Consider the following 12,586-nt stretch of genomic DNA (forward strand, 5'->3'; position numbering starts at 1 on the left):
CCTGGCCGTGAAGCTCGATCTCGCGGCGGTCCACCGCCGCCGGCGAGCCCACCGAGGTGAGCCGGTCGGACGAGGCGGGGCGCCCGGTCCCGGCGCCGGGACCCGTCTGTCGGCGGGGCTGAGCTGATGTGGTCGTCACGGGGCTGCCTCCGCTCCTTCAACGGTCGCTCACTGGTACGCGAACGCGGTTGCTTACACGGTGGTTGTGGCCGCCTCGTGCAGGCGGGCCATCCGTGCGGTGGTGGGCCAGCGGACCTGGTGGGCCCAGCCGAACTTCTCGAACGCCCAGATGACCCGGGCCGAGGGGTCGATCTGGCCCCGCATGGCTCCGTGGCGGGCGCAGGTCGGGTCGGCGTGGTGCGTGTTGTGCCAGGACTCGCCCATCGACACCATCGCCAGGGGCCAGAAGTTGGTGGCCTTGCTGCGGGACTCGAAAGGGCGCTCGCCGATCATGTGGCAGATCGAGTTGATCGACCAGGTGACGTGGTGCAGCACCGCGACCCGCACGAGTCCGGCCCAGAACAGCGCGGTCAGCGCGCCCCACCAGGACATCGTGATCAGCCCGCCGAGCAGGGCGGGCGTGAGCAGGCTCGCCACGGTCAGCAACGGGAACGCGCGGCTGACCCGGGCCAGGTCGCGGTCGGAGAGCAGGTCCGGGGCGAACCGGGCGGCGTTGGTGCGGTCACGGTCGAACAGCCAGCCCAGGTGCGCGTGGAAGAAGCCCTTCGCGAGTGCGACCGGGCCGGTGCCGTAGAGCCACGGCGAGTGCGGGTCGCCCTCCTTGTCGGCGAAGGCGTGGTGACGGCGGTGGTCGGCCACCCAAGTGATCACGTCACCCTGCAGCGAAAGGCTGCCGGCCACGGCGAGCCCGACCCGCAGCCCACGGTTGGCCTTGAACGCGCGGTGGGTGAAGTAGCGGTGGAAGCCCACGGTCACCCCGAGCGCGGAGACCAGGTAGAAGCCGGCGGCCAGCCCGACGTCGAGCCAGGACAGTCCCCAGCCCCAGGCGAACGGGACCGCCGCGACCAGGGCCAGCATCGGAAGGATCGTGAAGGCATAGACCAGTGCGGCCTCGAACGGTGGGCGTCGCCCGTCGAGCACGGGCTTTGCCCGGCCACGCGATGAGGTCTCGGGGGCGGACGCCCTGTCAGGGGCGGGCGCGATGGTGGTGGTCACGAGCGAGTGGTTCTCCCTTGGATGTCAGAACTGATGCAGCGCGCTGCGCTGTGGATGTCTGTCGCCCAAGGTCTGGGGGCCACACACGCGGGTACCCGCGTACCCGCTACGCATTCATGGCCGTGTCACGGCCCACCACCGGCCGGACGAAGCGACAGCGTAAGGGTCCGGCCGTGGCGGCGGTCTACCCGCGCGGAGCCCCGCATCCCGATGAGGAAGCGGGGCTCCGGTGCCGTGGTGAGACCGGCCGGGGATCGATCGGTCAGAGGGCGTGCACGCTGGTCGCGTACAGGCCCTCTGGCCGGGGTTGGATGGTGAACCGGACCCGGTCACCCGGGGCGGGTCGCTGGTTGGCGGGTTCGAGCTGGGTGCGGTGCACGAACACGTCCGCGCCGCCGTCCTCCCGCGAGACGAACCCGGCCCGGGAGATGAACCCGAACCCGCGCCGCGGGTCGAACCAGGTGACGATGCCGTCAGCCACTACGCGGCGTCCGGCTCAGACGACCCGCACGCCGGTGGCCTGCGGGCCCTTCTGGCCCTGGCCGAGATCGAACTCGACGCGCTGGCCCTCATCGAGGCTGCGGAAACCGCTCGCGTCGATGCCCGAGTAGTGCACGAACACGTCCGCGCCGCCGTCTTCCTGGGCGATGAAGCCGAAGCCCTTCTCGCCGTTGAACCACTTCACAGTGCCCTGTGTCATACTTTTCTGCTCCTCGCAGGTGGTGGGGCCTGTCCGCTGACTGCGGGGCCCGGCCGACCCAGGTATCCGCGGCGGCCGACGTCCTGATGACGCGGGCGGCCGGTTCGGGTACCGACTTGTTCCTGCGGGCGTGACGAACACGAACACCGAAACTGAACGACCTTGTTCTCCTTAACTCCCGGTCGGCGGCATTTGTTCCCGGCGTGAGCATCCATTTCCGCGCTTCCCAGCCTGGCGAGGTGGCGGAGCGCTGGGTGTGCCAGCCGTAGCAGCCGGCGTCGTGCTAAGCCACGCTCGCCATGATCGAGACTGTCGTCGCCACGACGGCGAGCACACAGGCCAACACGCCGAGGCTCACCCATCCCATCAAACCGAGCAGCGCCGAAGCCTTCTGCTGTATCCAGACCCTCCCCCGTTACCGCCCGTTGTCGGGCAGACAACCGATCCGACGCAGACCGCACGGCTGCGACCCCGATCAGTGAGTCCGCCTGGTGCGCAGATCGCGCGCCAGGATCGTTGTCGCGGTACACAGCGCGCCCCGAAGCTCATCCGGGGTGCAGTCGAGAGCCTCGGCCAGCTCCCGCAGCCGATAGCCGGCGAAATAGACCAACAGCAGGGCGCTGCGGGGCAACGCCGGCATATCGGTCAGCGCCGCGCACACCTGTGGATCGATGAGACCATTCCACACCCGGGTCTCGACACCAGTTGGGTCGAGCGAGCGTGGTCGATCCCGGATCCGGACCACCGCGAGCCGGTGAACCTCGTCCAGTAGGTGCTCGCGGGTCCGGGCTGCAGGTCCCGACCGGACGGCGTCGCCCAAGACCTGTCCCACGATCTCGGTGGCGACCGACGGGCTCTCCAGCAGGTGCACGGCCAGCGAGTAGCACACCGTGCCTTCACGTTCGAACAGCTGCTCGGCCACACGCTCGTGCCCAGGGTCGACGATGCTGTCGCCCGCACCCGTTCGTAGCGTCACCGATACCTCCCCACGGCCGTGGCCGACCGAGAGGGCACGGCCGGCCGCAGCTGCCGGGGCCGGGGCAGCAACATCCTGACTATAAGGGTGTGCCGCGTGCCTCGCGCAACGGCCGCTACACCTTCCTGATGGGCCAGCTTCGCCGCGAACTCGCGCAACAGCTGCACAACCCCCGCCTCACCGCACGCTAGAGGTCCTCGCTCCGCGACCCTGGCCCGCCATCAGCAGTCGGCCCGCATCTCACTGGTTCCGAGCCACGGCGCGACGGGCGGCGATCCGGCGACTCGCCGGCTCGTGTATGAGCCCTGCGTAGCGGGTACCCAGATACTAAGCGGGCAGTTCCAACAGCGGGACACCGTGAGCACCTCACCGTTCCCCGAAAGGAACTGACCATGATCTTGTTCATCACCCGCATACGTAGCTTGCTGCGAGACGTCAACCAGTGCCGCACCCGCGGCATGTGTGACCGTTGCGCCCAATAATCACCTCGGGTCACCAGACGGCCGGAACTGCCCGATCAACGGACCCAAGATCGTGCGAGTGCCGGGGCGGGTAGTCGCCGGAGGGCCGATAGCAGACCCCGGCCCGCGTCGGCGGGCGTGTGCGGCGTTGACCTCCTTCTGGTTGCGCGCTAGGCGCCGGTAGCGGCCGGTGCCCGGGTCGAGACGCCGACGGCGGCGCGGCACAGCCACCCTCGGGTCGGCGCCCTGGTAGGCGGTGTCGGCGACCACGGGGATCTCGTGCGCGGTCAGCGTCTTGATGATCGCGTAGTCGCGGGCGGTTCCCATGTCGTGTCGAACGCCAGGCAGCGGCGGGGAGATCCACACCAGTCTGCCGATGGAGTCGGCGATGAACTGCACGTTCAGCCTGTGGGCCACATTTGCCCGACTAGAATTCCCGGGTCTCGGCCGGACACCATGCCGACCCGGTCGATCCGCGCGTTCATCGAGCCGACCAGCTGCGATACCTCGGCGACGAGCCGTCGCTGTTGCCCGATGGCGTGGCCGGGTCGGGGTGTGCCCGGGCGGGTTCACCGGCCTTCGGCTAGAGTTTGTTGTGGCTACTGACGCTGCGTTGCCCCGGACCCGGCGACTGCACTTGCCGATGGTTGGAGCGGAGCCGTCTGATGGTCGATCACACGCGCCCCCCTGGTCATGCCGCGTACGGGGATCCGGCGCGTCGGCCGGCGATGGGGCGCCCTGGGGGGAGCGCCCGATGAGCAGCGCCGACGCGGCAGGTGGTCGTGCCTGGAACGGAGACGGCGGCGATGGTGCCGGTGATGCGGTGCGCCGTGACCGTCTGGTCGCGCTGTTGTCGCCCCCCGATACCGACATCTGCGGCGCCGGCTCGGGTGGTGGCCGGGCTCGTTTGGGCCGGGTGTGCGCGCTCGCGGTCTCCGAGGTCGGGGTCAGCGGTGCGGGAGTCACGGTGCTGGCCGGGCACGCCGGTGGGCTGGCCGGGGACCGCGACCAGCTGTGGGCCACCGATCCGATTATCGAGCGGCTGGAGGATCTGCAGCTGACCACGGGGCAGGGCCCGTGCCTGGACGCCTACGCCGACGGGGCCCCGGTCCTGGTCAGCGACCTGGCCGCCGACCCGGCCCGGTGGATGGGGTTCGGTCCCGAAGCGCTCGCCGCGGGCGCGGCGGCGCTGTTCTCGCTGCCGCTGCAGGTCGGTGCCGTCCGGTTGGGCACCCTGGACCTGCACCGCGACACACCCGGTGCACTGAGCCGCGATGAGCTCGCCGACGCCCTGGTGCTGGCCGCGATGGCCACCGAGGTCCTGCTCGACCTCGCCGCCGAGCCGGGAGAACGATCCGAGGACTCCGGGCTCTCCGCGGTCGGTGACGGGGCCGGGCCGGTCGGGGACCCGCTGTGGCTGCCCGGAGTGCACGTCGAGGTCCATCAAGCCTCCGGGATGGTCTCGGCACGCGAGCGCATCGGGGTGGACGCGGCGCTGCTGCGCATCCGCGCCTACGCCTACGCCCACAGCGACCCGATCCACGAAGTCGCCCGCCGCATTCTCGACCGCACCCTGACCCTCGACGAACACCCCGACGAGCGATAACAAGACGGACACGCGGGTACTCGGGTAGCCGGATGAGTACCTGCACTGCCCGGACCCGATGTGGAGAAAGACAGATGAGTAACGGTCGTGAACCCCAGGTCATCGACACCTTCCTGTCCCTGACCGACACCCTGGTCACCGACTTCGACGCCCTGGACATGCTGACCATGCTCGCCGAGCGCAGCGTGGAACTCCTCGACGTCACCGCGGCCGGGATCATCCTCACCGACGGCAACGCTGGCGGGCTGTCGGTGGCCGCGGCGTCCTCGGAGCGCTCGCGGCTGCTCGAGGTGTTCGCCGTGGACATCGACGGGGGGCCGTGCGTGGACTGCCTGCGCACCGGCGCACCGGTCATCGTCTACGACCTCGACGCCGAGACTGCGCGGGCCCGCTGGCCGCGGTTCTGCGCCGAGGCCACCGCCGGTGGGTTCCGCGCCGCGCACGCGCTGCCGATGCGCCACCGCGACCAGGTGATCGGGGTGCTGACCCTGCTCCACACCGGCCCGCACACCCTCACCGAGCCCGACGCCCGCCTCGGGCAGGCCTTGGCCGATGCCGCCACCATCGGGTTGCTGCACGAGCGCGCTGTGCGCCGCGCCGAGACCGTCGCCGAGCAGCTCCAGGGGGCGCTGAACAGCCGGGTCATCATCGAGCAGGCCAAGGGCGCGCTGTCCCAACACACCGGTATCTCCGCCGGCGAGGCGTTCGGAGTGCTGCGCGCCCACGCCCGCAACAACGGCCTGCGTCTGACCGATCTCGCCCGGAGTGTCGTCGAGGGCACCATCGACCCCGCGACCGTCACCGGGCAAGTCACCTGAACCGACAACGCCCCCTCTCGCCGAGGGACGAGGTCGATCTGACCCGTAAGGTCCCGACCGAAACCCGCCGGTCCCACGCGCCGAAGGCGCCCGGGCCCGGCCATGGGTGCGTCACGAGGTCGCGGCGGCCACCTGGTCGTGGGTAGTCTGGCCGGGTCCCGTTGCCCCGGACCCGGCGACCAACGCACGAGATGGTCGAATGAGGTCCGTCCTAGTGGTCGACCCCGCACACCTGGAAGTTCCCACCGAGCCGGGCACCATCGTGGCCGGCGCCACCGATACCGGCCCGACCGATCTGGGCCCCGATGCCGGCTACACCGTCGTGGGCGGCGGCGCCACAGACCGGTTCGAGTGCGTGCTCGATACCGTGCCGCTCGACCCGCGCGCCCCCGGCACGATCCTGGTGCTGCGGATGGCCGGCGAGATCGACCTGTCCACCCAGCGCGGAATGCAATCGGCGCTGCGCGCCGGCCTCCACGCTCGGCCCCGCCACTTGCTGGTCGATCTGTCCAGGGTGGGGTTCTGCGGAGTGCGCGCGTTCAGCATGCTCAACCAGAGCGCCCGCACCGCCGCCGAGCACCAGATCGACTACGCCTTGTGCGGGCTCTCCGTGCACCTGGAGCGGGTCGCCACGACCCTGTGGGGCTCGGCCGGGCCGAACCGGCACCGCAGTACCGCCGAGGCGGTGACGATGCTCCGAGCCGCGCACGCCCAGCGCTGATGATCGGCGCGGCCGACCGCGGTTTCGCCCAGATGTCACCGCGGGTACAGCTGCGACGAAGTGACCGACCCCCGTAGTGAGCAGGTGCTCGCGTGTCGTTCAGTCGTGACCGCGACCAGCTCCATCACGACCCGACCCACCCATGGCCAGCTTTCCGATCCTGCGACGACGCCGCTGGGACGTCGGCCCGGGCCTCCGAGACGGGGTGCGACCTGCGGGCCCCGCTGACCTTCGACTCCGTCGCCGACCCGCCCGGCGCCACCCGGGCGCGCCGGGTGTTCGCCAACTGGCTGGCTATCGATGTCGAGGACCCGCACCGCCAGGACATCGTCCTGGCCGTCTACGAGGCGTTGGCCAACGCGGCCGAACACGCCTACGCCGACCACCCGGACGAGGCCGGGACGATGTGTCTGACCGCGCACCGCGGCCCGGACCACGTCCGAATCACCGTCGCCGACCGCGGACACTGGCGCGCCCCGACCGAGGCGCCGTTCCGCAGCCGCGGCCTGGAACTCATGCGGGCACTCATGTCGCAGGTACACCTGCACAGCTACCCGCACGGCACGATCGTGCAGCTACGCAGCGCGGTGCCGACCTCTCCGCGCACCGCGACAGGCTGACGCCGCAATCAGCGACTGCGAACCGAGGGGGCCCAGGCTGCACATTTCAGTCGATGTGAGGGGCGGTGTCGGTGACCGCGTGCTCGATCCGGCGCCGGGTCGAGGCCGAGACATCGAGCGACGGCAGGGCGTCGAGCGGCACCCACTCGACACACTTGCTCTCACTGCTGGTCTGCAGCTGCCCTCCGGTCGCGCTGCCAGTGAGGCAGAGCGCAAACTCCTGGCGGACTTCGCCGTCGTCGTAGGCGATCACGTGGCGCGGATCTGAGTAGATCCCGACCACGCCGGTGACCTCGATGTCGAGCCCGGTTTCCTCGTAGGTCTCCCGGACCGCGGCATCGCGAACCGACTCGCCGAGCTCTTGGCCACCGCCGGGCAGCGCCCATCGGCCGTTGTCGGTGCGCTGAATCATCAGCACCCGGTGACCGTCGAGCACGACGACGACCACGGCAACCACGAGACTGTTCGCTGGGGGTGCAGCAGGATCGTTGTAGTAGTCGATGCGGCCCACCTGATCAGGCTTACCACTTGGGCGGCTTGGCTGCCTCCCAGACGGCGTCGAAGCTGCGTCCATAAGTCTCGAACAACGACCCGGCGGAGAGCCGACGCAGGTGCAGAGCCGGAGCGTGCGGCGCAGTCAAGCCGTAGACGTGCGGGTTGACGATCATCTCGTCGTCGTAGCGGTAGATCGAGTTGTAGAGCGTTGTCGCGTGGCAGCGGATCTCGACTCCTGGGGCGTCGGCGATGCGCTGAAAGTAGGCCAGGGCGTTGCGGATCTTCGCCGCAATCGCGTTCTTGCCGATGCCCTCGTCGGTGCTGCGTCGGGTGACCTCCCGGCTGGCCGGGTCTCCGAACAGAAAACGGATCCGGCCGCCGGCGGCTCCCTTCGCTTCGAGTGCCGGAAGAAGGTTGGGCGTCTCGGTCAGAAACATGCCGACGTAGACCAGGACGTCGATCCGGCCAGTGGCCTGGTCGAGCAGCCGGTCCCACAGCTCACGCGGGATTGCGCTCCGACTCGGGTAGACCTGCACCACCTCGGACCCGGAGGCCTCTGTGAGCTTGTCGTCGGACACCGCCGACGGCCACAGGTAGCTCTCTGACTCCCGCAGGAGTGCCGCGATCACGTGCCGGTTCTTCGGGTAGGGAATCCGGCCCTGGGTGATCCACCGCTCGGCGGACTTGGGGTCGACGCCGACATGTTCGGCGACCGCATTCACGGTCAGCCCGCCTCGGTTGATCGCGTCACGGAGCCGGTCGTTGGCCACCGCGCCTCCTAGGGACGTCTTGGACGTCCCAGTATTCGGTAGACGTCCCCAGAAGTCCAGCGGTGCGGTAGGCCCGTCTCACTGATCAGCGGATTCTCGGTACTGCCCCGAGCCCGGGGCCATCTCATCGAGTCCCTGGAGGACGGTCATGGCAATGATCAAGGTCGACACCACCGGTACCCGCTTCACCGTGGGCGCCGCTCCGCGTCCGAAGAACGACATGGAGGGCCGACAGCGGACCGACCGCCAGACCGGGACGCCGCTGTTCATCACGCAGCTGGTCAAGGTCGACGCGGAGGGCGCGGAGATCCTCTCGGTCACCACCCCCGGTTCCCCGCAGGTCGAGCAGGGCGCCGAGGTCCGTCCGGTGGCTCTGGTGGCGATCCCATGGCAGCAGGGCCAGCGCGCGGGTGTGGCGTTCAAGGCCGACCGGATCGAGCCCACGCAGGCGCCGACCGCCAAGGCCTCCTGACCGGCGCTGGCCTGCTCGTCCGCTGCCTGGTCGGTGGAGAGGGCCGAGACTCGCTTCCCCGGTGCCTCGGCCCTCTCCCCGGCGTTACCCCCGCTTAGCCCACGCCCGCCGCTCGTCAGCCTCGTCCGGAAGGCCGATCGCCATGCCTCGCAACGCCGCACCCGCCCGCACCTTCGGTGCCGGGAAGTCCCGCGTCGACTCCTTCGAGATCATCTCCGCGCCGCCCCGCAACCCCGTCATCCGCGTCCTGGCACTGATTCTGCGGCTGCGGGCGGAACTGTTCGTCACCACCATCCTGATCACAGCCTGGGTCGCACTCGGCCCGGACCAGGTGACCAGCCCCGACGGCGTCCCCGTCGATAGCCCCGGCCCGGGTCTCAGCACGACGACCCGCGCCGCGTTGTTCGCCGCCGTGGCGTTGCTGCTGGTCGGGCTGCCGTGGACGCGGCGGTTCCTGTTCCACCGCGCGCAGGCGGTGCTGTCGCGGCATCGGGTTCGCCAGGCCCTGGTCGAACGCAGGGTCCTCAACTCCCGCTCGCGGGCCTGCCCACTCGCCGTGTGGGCGCGCCCGACCCGGGTCGGGGAGGTCGTGTGGCTGTTCCTGCGTGCCGGCCTCGCCCCGAAGACCATCGAGGAGGAGGCCGAGGAACTGGCCTCGGCGTGTTTCGCTCGCGAATGCCGGGTCACGGCTTGGGCGTCGACGACCAACATCGTCCGTGTCGAGATCATCCGCCGTGACCCCCTGGCGCCGAACCTGATCCGCTCGGACCTGTTCCGCTGGGCCTCCGGCAACCCGAACGACGACGGCTGGTCCGCACCCGACGGCGGCCAGGACGTGCCAGCTCCGGCTCCGCGACCGGAGCCCACGCGGCCGGTCATCCCACCGGCCCCACGACCGGCGATCGACGGTCCGCAACCCGGAGCCCGTGGTGGGGACTGGTCGGAGTATGTCTGAGCACCCGCGCACGCCGCCCCCCTCCGCCTCGCTCACCGATAGCCCGGATCCCGGCCGTCTCGTGCGTCCGCTGCTGGTGCTCGCCCGGTGGGCCGACGAGTACGCGGACCGCCGCCGCGAACGCCGCACGACCGCTGGTCCGTCGATCTGGGAGCCGATCCACCTCGGCGTCGGCGAGGACGGCCGCCCCCTGCGGCTCCCACTGATCTATCGCAACATGCTGCTCGCCGGAGAGCCCGGCGCAGGCAAGTCGGTCGGATTGAACAACATCGTCGCCCACGCCGCCCTGTCGACCGACTGCCGGTTGTGGTTGTTCGACGGCAAGATCGTCGAACTCGGCCTGTGGCGCTCGTGTGCGGAGCGGTTCATCGCGAACAGCCTCGACGACGCGATCCAGGCCCTGCTGGACCTGCAGACCGAGATGGACGAGCGGTACGCCGTCCTCGACGAGGAACGCCGCCGCAAGATCGCCCCGGACGACGGCGTCGCCCCGATCGTGGTCGTGCTCGACGAGCTGGCCTACTTCGCCGCCACCGTCGGCACCAAACGCGAGCAAGAGTCCTTCTCGGTCCTGGTCCGTGACCTGGTGGCCCGCGGTCGCGCGGCCGGGATCATCGTCGTCGCCGCCACGCAGCGGCCCTCCGCGGACATCATCCCCACCTCGCTGCGGGACCTGTTCGGGTACCGGTGGGCGTTCCGCTGCACCACCGACACCAGCTCGGACATCGTGCTCGGGCACGGCTGGGCCGGACGCGGCTACACCGCCGCGTCGGTGGCGCCGGAGGCCAAGGGAATCGGGTTCCTCCTCGCCGAGGGCGGCATCCCACGGCGGGTCAAGGCCGCCTACCTCTCCGATGACGAGGTCTACGTCCTCGCCGACCGCGCGACCCTGCACCGCCGCGCTCCGCACGACACCGACGACCAGGACGTCGACGACACCGGGTGCCGGTCATGACCGCCGCCGCAGATCGGCCGTCGGTGCCGGAGATCGTGGAGGCCGGGATCCACCGCACCGGCGTGGCGATGTGGCACGCGGACGCGCGCTACGGCCGCGGACAGATCACTCTCGATCACCACTGGCGGATCCTGGCCGCGCTGCACGCCCGCCGAGTGCGGTGGTGGGCGGTGCTCGAACGCCACGTTCTCGACGACCGCACCACCCCGCTCGTGTTCTACCGCGCGGTGCTCGGCGCCCGCGACAACGCCCACCGCGTAGCGCGGTACTGGCACCAGCAGGCCGCCACCGTCACCGCCGTCGCCGAGCGCGAGACCGTCGCGTGATGAGCACGGCCGGTCGGGACCACGCCACCGTCGACGCCCTCGCGTCCCGACGGCTGTCCCGCCTGGCCGCAGACACTCCCGGCGCCGAGCTCGTGGCCTCCGCCGGCCGACGGGACAACCATCCGGCCTGGCTCAACCATGTTGGCCCCGCCGGCGGGTGCGCGTACCCGGTCAAGCTTTCCGGCACCGTCTACCGGGTCGAACAGTCCACCGGCCGGATCACCGGTGAGCGGCACACGGCTGAGATGCCCGACGGGCTGATCTACACCGCCTGCGGCAACCGCCGCGCCTCCGTCTGCCCGTCATGTGCCGAGACGTACCGGGCGGACACGTTCCAGCTCGTCACCGCCGGCCTCGTCGGCGGCAAAGGCACACCGGCCAGCGTGGCCGGTCATCCGTGCGTGTTCCTGACCGTCACCGCACCCTCCTTCGGTCCAGTTCATGCCCACCGCACCGACTCCCGCGGCCGGCGGTTGCCCTGCCGCCCCCGCCGCGACGACACCGAGTGCGAGCACGGGAACGGTCACGCCTGCTGGGAACGCCACACCGAAGACGACCCGCGCGTCGGTCGACCGCTGTGCCTGGACTGCTACGACCACCCGCACCAGGCGGTGTGGAACATGTACGTCGGCGAGCTGTGGCGCCGCACGATGATCGCCGCCAACCGCGGGCTGCGCCCGCTCGAGAAGATCTCCGGCGCCAAGCTGCGCCTGAGCTACACGAAGGTCGCCGAGTTCCAGGCCCGCGGCGCGGTCCATCTCCACGCCCTCGTGCGCCTCGACGGCCGCGACCCCGACCCGAACCTGTCCCACCTGACCCTGCCGCCCCCGCCCGGCATCTCGGCCGCGCAGGTGGCGCTGCTGCTGCGCTCGGCAGTGACCGGGGTCGGATTCCTGACCGAGCCGCACCCCTACCGGCGGTCGGGATGGTGGGTCGAGTGGGGTGCCCAGGTAGATCCCCGCCCGGTCCGACTTGCCCCGCGAGACCTCGACGACCGCGCCGAGATCACCACGACCGCCGTCGCCGCCTACCTCGCGAAGTACGCGACCAAGGCCACCGAGACCGCTGGCCACCTCTCGACCCGGCTCCGCCCGGACACCGTGCGCTCCTACACCGACCACAGCACCCACACGGGCCGTCAGATCGACGCCTGCTGGCGGCTCGGGCAGCGCCCCGGTGGCTGGGACCCCGACGAGTGGTCGACCTCCTGGGGCCGACTCTGGAGATGGGCCCACATGCTCGGCTTCGCCGGCCACTTCTCCACCCGCTCCCGCCGCTACTCCACGACGCTGACCGCGCTGCGGCAGGCCCGCCGCGACTGGCAACGCGACCACTCGACCGCGGGCCCGGACCTCGATGAGGTCGAGCGGCTGGACGACGGCGACGACACCACCGAGGTCGTCATCTCCTCGCTGCACTTCGCCGGCATCGGCTGGCACACCACCGCCGACGCCCTCCTGGCCAACACCGCCGCCGCACAAGCCAGGGACAGGAGGCGCGCCGCTCGTGAGGAGCTGACCAGCACGGCCGGATGA

16 protein-coding genes are annotated in these 12,586 nt (G+C 70.6%); 9 read left to right on the forward strand and 7 right to left on the reverse strand.

Translation table 11 applies throughout. The features are described from left to right. Positions 1-192: 192 nt before the first annotated feature. From ACLFMI_RS24125 to ACLFMI_RS24145, 5 genes are all read right to left on the reverse strand, one after another. Positions 193-1,176 carry an acyl-CoA desaturase gene (locus ACLFMI_RS24125; protein WP_410950240.1) on the reverse strand — a complete coding sequence of 328 codons (984 nt, stop codon included), beginning with the start codon at positions 1,174-1,176 and terminating at the stop codon, positions 193-195. 262 nt (positions 1,177-1,438) lie between these two features. Then, the gene (locus tag ACLFMI_RS24130) at positions 1,439-1,657 is read right to left on the reverse strand and encodes a cold-shock protein (protein ID WP_410950241.1); all 219 of its coding nucleotides are present in this window, start codon (positions 1,655-1,657) and stop codon (positions 1,439-1,441) included. A gap of 15 nt (positions 1,658-1,672) precedes the next feature. Further along, the gene (locus ACLFMI_RS24135; protein ID WP_410950242.1) at positions 1,673-1,876 is read right to left on the reverse strand and encodes a cold-shock protein; all 204 of its coding nucleotides are present in this window, start codon (positions 1,874-1,876) and stop codon (positions 1,673-1,675) included. 475 nt (positions 1,877-2,351) lie between these two features. Then, the gene (locus ACLFMI_RS24140; protein WP_410950243.1) at positions 2,352-2,852 is read right to left on the reverse strand and encodes an RNA polymerase sigma factor; all 501 of its coding nucleotides are present in this window, start codon (positions 2,850-2,852) and stop codon (positions 2,352-2,354) included. A gap of 482 nt (positions 2,853-3,334) precedes the next feature. Then, positions 3,335-3,712, reverse strand: a complete 378-nt coding sequence (locus ACLFMI_RS24145; RefSeq protein ID WP_410950244.1) for a transposase family protein — start codon at positions 3,710-3,712, stop codon at positions 3,335-3,337. A 355-nt stretch (positions 3,713-4,067) separates the two neighbouring features. Here ACLFMI_RS24145 and ACLFMI_RS24150 point away from each other — a divergent pair, with 355 nt between their 5' ends. The 4 genes from ACLFMI_RS24150 to ACLFMI_RS24165 all read left to right on the forward strand — a co-directional run bounded on the left by ACLFMI_RS24150 (position 4,068) and on the right by ACLFMI_RS24165 (position 7,078). After that, positions 4,068-4,919 (forward strand): GAF and ANTAR domain-containing protein, encoded by an 852-nt coding sequence (locus tag ACLFMI_RS24150; protein ID WP_410950245.1) that lies wholly within the window; start codon positions 4,068-4,070, stop codon positions 4,917-4,919. Positions 4,920-4,993: 74 nt separating this feature from the next. Next, complete coding sequence (locus ACLFMI_RS24155) at positions 4,994-5,737, forward strand: ANTAR domain-containing protein (RefSeq protein ID WP_410950246.1); 744 nt, start codon at positions 4,994-4,996, stop codon at positions 5,735-5,737. Positions 5,738-5,951: 214 nt separating this feature from the next. Further along, the gene (locus tag ACLFMI_RS24160) at positions 5,952-6,458 is read left to right on the forward strand and encodes an STAS domain-containing protein (RefSeq protein ID WP_410950247.1); all 507 of its coding nucleotides are present in this window, start codon (positions 5,952-5,954) and stop codon (positions 6,456-6,458) included. A gap of 92 nt (positions 6,459-6,550) precedes the next feature. Then, on the forward strand, positions 6,551-7,078 hold the full coding sequence (locus ACLFMI_RS24165; protein ID WP_410950248.1) for an ATP-binding protein: 528 nt from the start codon (positions 6,551-6,553) through the stop codon (positions 7,076-7,078). A gap of 46 nt (positions 7,079-7,124) precedes the next feature. Here the strand turns inward: ACLFMI_RS24165 and ACLFMI_RS24170 are convergent, their stop codons facing one another. Together ACLFMI_RS24170 and ACLFMI_RS24175 are read right to left on the reverse strand one after the other, a co-directional pair. Next, positions 7,125-7,589 carry an NUDIX hydrolase gene (locus ACLFMI_RS24170; protein WP_410950249.1) on the reverse strand — a complete coding sequence of 155 codons (465 nt, stop codon included), beginning with the start codon at positions 7,587-7,589 and terminating at the stop codon, positions 7,125-7,127. A 10-nt stretch (positions 7,590-7,599) separates the two neighbouring features. Further along, positions 7,600-8,343, reverse strand: coding sequence for a DUF5919 domain-containing protein (locus ACLFMI_RS24175; RefSeq protein WP_410950250.1), 744 nt, complete (start codon positions 8,341-8,343; stop codon positions 7,600-7,602). A 148-nt stretch (positions 8,344-8,491) separates the two neighbouring features. Between ACLFMI_RS24175 and ACLFMI_RS24180 the strand changes: the two genes are divergently transcribed. From ACLFMI_RS24180 to ACLFMI_RS24200, 5 genes are all read left to right on the forward strand, one after another. Further along, the gene (locus ACLFMI_RS24180) at positions 8,492-8,815 is read left to right on the forward strand and encodes a hypothetical protein (protein WP_410950251.1); all 324 of its coding nucleotides are present in this window, start codon (positions 8,492-8,494) and stop codon (positions 8,813-8,815) included. Between the two features lie 142 nt (positions 8,816-8,957). After that, positions 8,958-9,770, forward strand: coding sequence for a hypothetical protein (locus ACLFMI_RS24185; RefSeq protein ID WP_410950252.1), 813 nt, complete (start codon positions 8,958-8,960; stop codon positions 9,768-9,770). Between the two features lie 61 nt (positions 9,771-9,831). Continuing rightward, on the forward strand, positions 9,832-10,725 hold the full coding sequence (locus ACLFMI_RS24190; RefSeq protein ID WP_410950253.1) for an FtsK/SpoIIIE domain-containing protein: 894 nt from the start codon (positions 9,832-9,834) through the stop codon (positions 10,723-10,725). Beyond that, on the forward strand, positions 10,722-11,051 hold the full coding sequence (locus ACLFMI_RS24195) for a hypothetical protein (RefSeq protein ID WP_410950254.1): 330 nt from the start codon (positions 10,722-10,724) through the stop codon (positions 11,049-11,051). The genes ACLFMI_RS24190 and ACLFMI_RS24195 overlap by 4 nt, the downstream gene beginning before the upstream one ends. After that, positions 11,051-12,586 (forward strand): replication initiator, encoded by a 1,536-nt coding sequence (locus ACLFMI_RS24200; protein ID WP_410950255.1) that lies wholly within the window; start codon positions 11,051-11,053, stop codon positions 12,584-12,586. The genes ACLFMI_RS24195 and ACLFMI_RS24200 overlap by 1 nt, the downstream gene beginning before the upstream one ends.

It is taken from the genome of Pseudonocardia nantongensis (genome assembly GCF_046546495.1).
GTDB lineage: Bacteria > Actinomycetota > Actinomycetes > Mycobacteriales > Pseudonocardiaceae > Pseudonocardia > Pseudonocardia nantongensis.

Bases quoted from the DNA above. Each gene is read 5' to 3' on its own strand.
- ACLFMI_RS24200 (WP_410950255.1), top strand. From the start codon at position 11,051: ATGAGCACGGCCGGTCGGGACCACGCCACCGTCGACGCCCTCGCGTCC.
- ACLFMI_RS24135 (WP_410950242.1), bottom strand. From the start codon at position 1,876: ATGACACAGGGCACTGTGAAGTGGTTCAACGGCGAGAAGGGCTTCGGC.
- ACLFMI_RS24185 (WP_410950252.1), top strand. From the start codon at position 8,958: ATGCCTCGCAACGCCGCACCCGCCCGCACCTTCGGTGCCGGGAAGTCC.
- ACLFMI_RS24180 (WP_410950251.1), top strand. From the start codon at position 8,492: ATGGCAATGATCAAGGTCGACACCACCGGTACCCGCTTCACCGTGGGC.
- ACLFMI_RS24195 (WP_410950254.1), top strand. From the start codon at position 10,722: ATGACCGCCGCCGCAGATCGGCCGTCGGTGCCGGAGATCGTGGAGGCC.
- ACLFMI_RS24150 (WP_410950245.1), top strand. From the start codon at position 4,068: ATGAGCAGCGCCGACGCGGCAGGTGGTCGTGCCTGGAACGGAGACGGC.
- ACLFMI_RS24155 (WP_410950246.1), top strand. From the start codon at position 4,994: ATGAGTAACGGTCGTGAACCCCAGGTCATCGACACCTTCCTGTCCCTG.